This is a genomic window from Marinomonas sp. CT5, assembly GCF_018336975.1.
GTDB lineage: Bacteria > Pseudomonadota > Gammaproteobacteria > Pseudomonadales > Marinomonadaceae > Marinomonas.
Genome location: NZ_CP025572.1, coordinates 730,353 through 737,283, shown reverse-complemented (window position 1 = coordinate 737,283; position 6,931 = coordinate 730,353). Strand labels below are relative to the sequence as shown.

Below are 6,931 nucleotides of genomic sequence, written 5' to 3'. Positions count from 1 at the left end.
CAGTGTTCTGGTCGTGGTTGCATGTGTGTGAGCTACCTCAGCAGAATACTTGTTATCGAGACATCGTCTCAGTTCACGAGCAATCGTTTTATTGCTTCTCTTAAGCTTGTTTGCGATGGTTCTTGCTGAAAATCCTAGTTCCTTTAGGCCTTCAATCTGGTATCGTTCTTTTAGTGTCAGTTGCTTATATTGGTTGTTCATTTTTGGACGACCTTGGTGGATTGTGTGAGAACTCGAAGCCTATAGGCAACTGACTCTCTTATCTATACCAAGTGTGTCGGTTATTGTTGAGATCTAAGAACTATGACGCCAATCCTGAATACGATTCCGTATCATTTTTTATTAAGAATGATGGCGGAGATGTTTTTAATATTTCAATAAAAATCTTTAAAGAAAAATTAATATCAAATAATTTCATATCAAGTTTAAGAACCTTCCAAGAAGAAAGCATTTATATTCAGGAAGACAGAATATTAACTCCGTTTAAATTAGAAATATCATCTGACTCAAGACTTGGGGAAAGATCGTCTGAATATTATTTATTCGAAGCTCATATTAATGAATACAATACACCAAGCCTTATTCATCATGGACAAGGACATCAAGAATCACAGGTCTACTTAACCGTTACTAAAATTAAAGGACTGGAAGATGGCAATTAAAAAAATTGCTTCAGGCTACGAAGTCCGTTTTCGTGTCAATGGTCGCGGCAGTTGGGAATATAAAAAGATATTCCCAACCAAAGGCGAGTGTGAACGGTTCCAGCGTTACACCATTGCTCAATACGAAACCCAATCCGATGCAAAGCCGTGGTTAGACAAACCAAAGGATAATCGTCGCCTTACTGAATTGGTAGAGCTTTGGGACGACACTCACGGTCACTTTTTGCGGGATGGAAAACGCCGTAAAAGTAAGCTTTTGATGATCGCTAGTGAATTGGGCAACCACGCTGGCTCAAGCCTAACCCGCCTTGAGTACACCCGCTGGCGCACCCAACGATCAAAAGAAGGCAAAAGCCCAAAGACGTTAAACAATGATCTTAGCTATCTATCATCTATGTTTAACACCCTGATCAAAGCTGAGGAAATCCACTACCCTAATCCACTGGCCGATATAGACAACGTCAGGATGCCAGATAATGAACTCGCCTTTTTAACACACGATCAAATAAACGAGCTTTTGGAAGAAACCACCCGTTGCGATAACCAACACGTCTACTTGATCACGAAAATTTCCCTCGCCACAGGCGCGCGCTGGGGCGAAGCCGAAGGGCTAACGGTTCAAAGGGTAAGAAACAACAAGGTAAGTTTTACCGACACCAAAAGCGGTAAAAATAGAAGCGTCCCGATCACACCGGACCTTTACGAAGAAATCCACGAACACGCACAAAAGACCAGGGGAAATAATGTCTTCATTCCCTCAATATCAAGCTTTCGCCGCGCCCTAAAAAGAACCTCAATCGAACTACCAAGAGGCCAAGCCGCTCACGTCCTGCGCCACACATTCGCAAGCCCCTTCATAATGAACGGCGGCAATATATTGACCTTACAAAGGGTACTAGGACATAGTGACATCAAAATGACCATGCGCTACGCACACCTAGCACCAGATTTTTTGGAAGAAGCTACAAGGTTGAATCCAATTTCGAGTATTATAAAAATAGAGAAGTATTAAAATGTTTTTTAAGTTTTATCCTGAAGGCAGTGATAAGTATATTTTCAATGAAGAGGGCTATGTTAGCCTTAGATTCACACAACCTGACTCATTAAATGATATTTTTGAGATTGACCCCATATTTAATCACAGAGGAGAAATCAACGAAATTATTGAAGCTGTTATAAAAATCCACAAGACAATCAGAGCTAATGAAACTGTCGATCTATATGACTCAGATCAATATATCTACCCAATTACAAGAAACGACTCTCCAGAAGAAATTGCAAAGAAAATGTATGAGGAAAGAAATAAAAGATATATAGATGGATATAAACGAGACATGAATAAAACTTATGGAATATTATCTTTAACTGATGATGTAAAAAACACTTTAATGTGGTCGAAATATTCAAGTGAGCATAGCGGATATGCAATTGAAATACCATTTCCCTTGGTAGAAAAGCTAAATATTGATAAAATAGAAAGAGACTTTGGAGTAAAGCTTGATAATGACAAAAATGGATTTTATATAGATCTAAAACCTGAGCCTGTTATTTATTCAACTGATCGCCCAATAATTGATGAAGGTGGCTTAGATACCAGTTTCATGTACGTTAAAGATGATCGATGGTCAGCTGAGAGAGAGCACAGGATTGCATGCCCACTATATGCTTTTGAGAATACCAGAAAAAAGATAAAAAAGGTTACGATATATACCAATATCGACTGCCTGCCAAACAACTAAAGAGCATTTTTCTAGGTATAAATTCATCAAAAGAGCAAGATCAAAAAATCAAAACTTGGCGAGATAAATTTACCCCATCTACTCGCATATATAAACAATCTAAGTCATCAACCATATTTGGATATGAATTCATAGATTATTGACACACATCCGACACACCGAACCACTAAAAAACGCCAAAAATACTGTATAAATATACATATTAAGTGCCTTTTAAAATCAATAAATTACTGATTTTATTATCTTTTATAACAGGGTTCAATGCCCCCATCTCCACCAATTAAAGCCTTGATTTTAAAAGGGTTTGCACTTTTTTAAATGAGGTCGACACACAAACGACACACTGTTTGTAGGTCAATAATTAAAGGAAAGCCTAGCGGTTTCCCTTTTTTATTACCCAAAATTCACTCTCACCGCCTTCTAAGTCTGCATTGAAAATAGCGACTCCCACCAAGAAAACCTTTACACTTTTGAACTAAATAAAGCACTACACAAGTAACGAAACGGCTTGATTACAATCACATCAAATACCAAGAACTACCGAGATATAACCATACCCGTTCAAGACTTGTAAGCAATGGGATGGACTCATCCTCACCTCCGATGAACTACTCTAAATAGAGTTAAAAACATTGCACTTAAAGAGGCTCGAGTGATGACTATTATTCGCATTGGTGTTGACATCGAAAAATCTGTTTTTCACGTACATGGCGTTGATCGTCAGGGGAAATGTTGCTGGTCTGGCAAATATTCTCGTGCTAAATGGGTCGATCAGATTAAGAAAAAAGTTCCTCAAGAGGCTGAGATAGCAATGGAAGCTTGCGCGTCTGCTCATTATTGATCAAGAGTCCTTATGAGACACGGATACATGGTTAAACTGATTGCGCCTCAATTTGTCAAACCTTATGTTAAAAGCAATAAAAACGACGCAGCGGATGTGGCCGATATCGCGGAAGCAATAAGCCGCCCTCATATGAGGTATGTGGCTGTTAAAAGCGTAGATCAACAAGATATACAAGCTCTTCACAGACCATACTGTCCCAAGAAGTGTGTCTAGCAGGTGCTTCAATAAGCGCCCCTCTTTCGTTATATTCATTTTGTTCCGATCAAAAAATAAACGAAATAAACAAAAGAGGAACTATGAATACTTTAAAACTAAACCCAGCTCAAATACAAGTTGCTATTGATCAATTAACCACTCTGCCTGACGGTTTAAACAAGCTTATGGAAATAGCGCTTAATAGCTTGATGAAGGCTGAGCGATCCGCTTATCTTTAAGCCGCTCAATCCGGTAATAAAGCTAATGGATATCGTGCTATCAACGGATTCGGATAGGCGATTCATTGGCACTGCAAGTACCAAGAGATCGTCTAGGGATCTGTAAGCGTCCGGTAATCCACACATTACTTTAATGCTTGCCAACTAGCATAGTCATGACTTTTGGAGTGATGACTATGTTCAACACAAGCGATTCCCTTCCCGTCATTCTGATATGTGGCCCAACCGATATGCGTAAATCCATTGATGGTTTAACCGCTATCGTGGCCTACGACTTAAAGCAAAAACCTTGTTCTGATCGGTTGTTTGTCTTTTGTGGTCGAACTCATAACCGCCTAAAAATTCTGCAATGGTCTACGAATGGTTTTTGGTTGCATTACAAACGCTTGGAGAAAGGCGTGTTTCAATGGCCGGGGATCGAAGATGAGTCATTGTCTCTGCAAGTATCACCAAGGCAGCTCAATTGGCTACTGGATGGCTCGCCTCTTAACCTTGAACAAGCTCATCCCAAAATAACCTACCGTTACCATGAAAATTAGCGTTCTAATTTGTTAATGGCTGGTATAATCCACACCATGAAAAAGACGCTGAATGACTTACCTGATGACATGGATTTGCTTAAGAAAATGCTGCTTGAGCAAACGGAGAAGTTGTCAGAAAAAGACGCTCTGTTAGGAGAAAAGAGCGAGGCATCAAAGCGTCGCCAGCCTAAGCGTAACCCCTTACCTAAAGACCTGCCTCGCACTGTCATTGAACTGGATTTAGCCGAGGCTGAAAAAGTCTGTGCGTGTTGCCAAGGAGCATTACATCGTATTGGGGAAGATCGTTCGGAACGCTTAGAGTTTATCCCCGCCAAAATGACTGTGATTGAAACGATCCGCCCCAAATATGGTTGCCGTCATTGCGAACAGAATGAGACAGAAGTCGCCATCAAGCAAGCGCCGCCAACCCCCAGCCTTATCCCTAAAGGCATTGCCACCCCGAGCTTGCTAAGTCAGATCATTGCCAGTAAATACCAATTTGCATTACCTCTGTATCGACAAGAATCGCTGTTCAAGAAATTAGGCATCGAGCTGAGTCGCAAAACGATGTCGGACTGGGTGCTCAAAAGTGCAGATGCCTTGATCCCACTTTATCAACGACTGAAAGCCCGCTCTTCATGCGGACGAAACACCGCTCAATGTGGTGAAAGAAGAGCGAGATAAATGCTACATGTGGGTCTATTGCAGTGGAACGGATGGGCCAGACACAGCACATCCTATGTACAAAACAGCATTGAAACCTATCGTGTTATACGAGTTCCAAAAAACGCGTCAAGCGGCGCATCCCAAAGCTTTTTTGAGTGATTACTCTGGGTATCTACACGTCGATCGTTATGCAGGTTACGAACAAACCAGCACACAGTTGGTAGGATGCTTCGCCCACGCACGCCGCAAATTTACGGACATTGCTAAAAGCTTGGGTAAAAACAAAACGGGCACACATACCGTTGCTCTGAACTGGATAAAAAAGCTCTATGCCATTGAAACTAGAGCGGCGTTCTGCGAGACAGCGGAAGAGGCCTTCGCCTACCGTCGAACGCATGCGATTCCAGTGCTGAATGACTTCAAACAATGGCTAGAGAAAGCCGTTCAACACAAACCCGCCAAAAGACAAACTCACAATAGCCTTAAACTACAGTCTCAACCAATGGGATAAGCTTGTGCGCTATGTTGACGACTCACACCTTAACATCGACAACAATCGTGCAGAGAGGGCCATTAAGCCCTTCGTGATTGGCCTCAAAAACTGGCTCTTCTCAAATACAGAAAACGGCGCCAAGGCAAGCGCCATGCTCTACAGTATCATCGAAACCGCCAAAGCGAATGGGATGATCCCTTACGATTACCTCGTCAAATTGTTTGAAGAGCTGCCGAGACGAAAAGCAGAAGACAACTTAGATAACCTCTTGCCATGGAACGTTAAGCTAGGCTAGGTGAGATCCCCGGACGCTTACAGGGATCTTCAAACCAATGCTGCTCAATATCATGAAGGATCAAAGTGGTGGCTTAAATGAGCTCTGCTTCGAGCTATATGCTAAGGGGCTCACCACTCGTGATATCGAGTCCATTACGCATCGTATTTATGGCCAACAACTTTCCAAAAGCCAAATATCTCGTATTACCAACAGCTTATATGACGCCATGGCATCTTTTCGCGAGCGAGATTTGGCAGACTATTACCCTATCATTTATTTAGATGCGACCTTTGTAAAAAGCCGGTCTCAAGTGAAGCTTACTACATCACTTTAGCTGTGTTACCGGATATGACACAAGAGGTGATTGGCATTTATAATGCACCAACCGAATCCGCAGGGTGCTGGGATGAAATATGCCAAGACCTAAAGCGTCGAGGGTTGAAGCAAGCGGATCTCTTTGTTACCGACAATTTAACGGAGCTGGACAGTACGATAGAAAGACATTTTGATGCCGCTATCCAAAAATGTGTTCTCCATTTGAAACGCTCTATATTGAGAAAAACAAAGAAACAACACCGCTCTGAACTGGCAGCGGATTTAGCGACTATTTTCCAACTCGACCCTCCTGAGGATAGTAAAAATGCGCTGTACGATAGAGCACGTCAACCCTATCATAAATGGGAGAAGATCTACCCAAATTTAAAGCCCTTAGTGATCCGGACTTCTTATGTTATTACGCCACCTATCTAGAGTTTGAGTACGAGATTCGAAATGTGATATACACAACAAACTGGATTGAGCGACTGAACAAACCGTTCAAACGCACTCTAAAAATTCGAAATTCCATGCCCAGTATAGACTCTGTTTTAACGCTATTAAGCAAAGTAGCGATGGACATGAACAGTTCGACTTATCAATATCCAGTGAGTCGTTTTTTTAAAAGTCACCTGTTTCATTAACGGGTCAGAGAAAAGGTTTTAATGGAAGAAGACACACTTTATGGGACGGTACCTCACGGACACGATGAAGCGCTTGTATATCTTGTTGATCTATGCTTTTTTACAGCCACATACCTCATATGAGGGCGGCTCATTGCTTCCTCTATAGCGGCCGCATCCGCTGCGTCGTTTTTATTGGCAGGCACGGACTCGGTCAACGATTTATCAAAGCTGAAAAACAAGTCAGGTAAAGCTCTCATAGCAATTAGCAACATTAAGAAACCAACAATAAAAGAGTGCAGGAGGGTAGTTTCATCCGACTGAATAATCAGTTTAAGTCAGCCTTAGATCAGGGAA

5 protein-coding genes and 5 pseudogenes are annotated in these 6,931 nt (G+C 41.7%); 8 read left to right on the top strand and 2 right to left on the bottom strand.

The window, feature by feature from the left end:
• Window positions 1-201, bottom strand: a 201-nt coding sequence (locus tag C0J08_RS03550; protein WP_212656233.1) for a helix-turn-helix domain-containing protein, incomplete at its 3' end; no start/stop codon positions are given.
• A gap of 83 nt (window positions 202-284) precedes the next feature.
• On the opposite strand from C0J08_RS03550, the gene C0J08_RS03545 reads away from it, so the two are divergent.
• From C0J08_RS03545 to C0J08_RS03510, 8 genes and pseudogenes are all read left to right on the top strand, one after another.
• Window positions 285-662: a hypothetical protein gene (locus C0J08_RS03545; RefSeq protein ID WP_212654747.1), complete on the top strand. Its 378-nt coding sequence runs from the start codon at window positions 285-287 to the stop codon at window positions 660-662.
• Window positions 652-1,674 carry a phage integrase gene (locus tag C0J08_RS03540; RefSeq protein WP_212654746.1) on the top strand — a complete coding sequence of 341 codons (1,023 nt, stop codon included), beginning with the start codon at window positions 652-654 and terminating at the stop codon, window positions 1,672-1,674. The genes C0J08_RS03545 and C0J08_RS03540 overlap by 11 nt, the downstream gene beginning before the upstream one ends.
• A 1-nt stretch (window position 1,675) precedes the next feature.
• The gene (locus C0J08_RS03535; protein ID WP_212654745.1) at window positions 1,676-2,401 is read left to right on the top strand and encodes a DUF2971 domain-containing protein; all 726 of its coding nucleotides are present in this window, start codon (window positions 1,676-1,678) and stop codon (window positions 2,399-2,401) included.
• Between the two features lie 805 nt (window positions 2,402-3,206).
• A pseudogene (locus C0J08_RS22855) lies at window positions 3,207-3,431 on the top strand (IS110 family transposase); the annotation flags it as partial.
• Between the two features lie 110 nt (window positions 3,432-3,541).
• A pseudogene (locus C0J08_RS22850) lies at window positions 3,542-3,807 on the top strand (IS256 family transposase); the annotation flags it as partial.
• A 48-nt stretch (window positions 3,808-3,855) separates the two neighbouring features.
• Window positions 3,856-4,218, top strand: a complete 363-nt coding sequence (gene tnpB / locus C0J08_RS03520; protein ID WP_212654742.1) for an IS66 family insertion sequence element accessory protein TnpB — start codon at window positions 3,856-3,858, stop codon at window positions 4,216-4,218.
• A gap of 36 nt (window positions 4,219-4,254) precedes the next feature.
• Window positions 4,255-5,654: pseudogene (gene tnpC / locus C0J08_RS03515) on the top strand (IS66 family transposase).
• A 7-nt stretch (window positions 5,655-5,661) separates the two neighbouring features.
• Window positions 5,662-6,595 (top strand): annotated as a pseudogene (locus C0J08_RS03510) (IS256 family transposase); the annotation flags it as partial.
• Between the two features lie 52 nt (window positions 6,596-6,647).
• On the opposite strand, the pseudogene C0J08_RS03505 reads toward C0J08_RS03510, so the two are convergent.
• Window positions 6,648-6,780, bottom strand: a pseudogene (locus tag C0J08_RS03505) (IS110 family transposase); the annotation flags it as partial.
• Window positions 6,781-6,931: the final 151 nt, after the last annotated feature.

Coding starts and splice junctions, on each gene's coding strand:
- C0J08_RS03540 (WP_212654746.1), top strand. CDS start 652: ATGGCAATTAAAAAAATTGCTTCAGGCTACGAAGTCCGTTTTCGTGTC.
- C0J08_RS03535 (WP_212654745.1), top strand. CDS start 1,676: ATGTTTTTTAAGTTTTATCCTGAAGGCAGTGATAAGTATATTTTCAAT.
- tnpB (WP_212654742.1), top strand. CDS start 3,856: ATGTTCAACACAAGCGATTCCCTTCCCGTCATTCTGATATGTGGCCCA.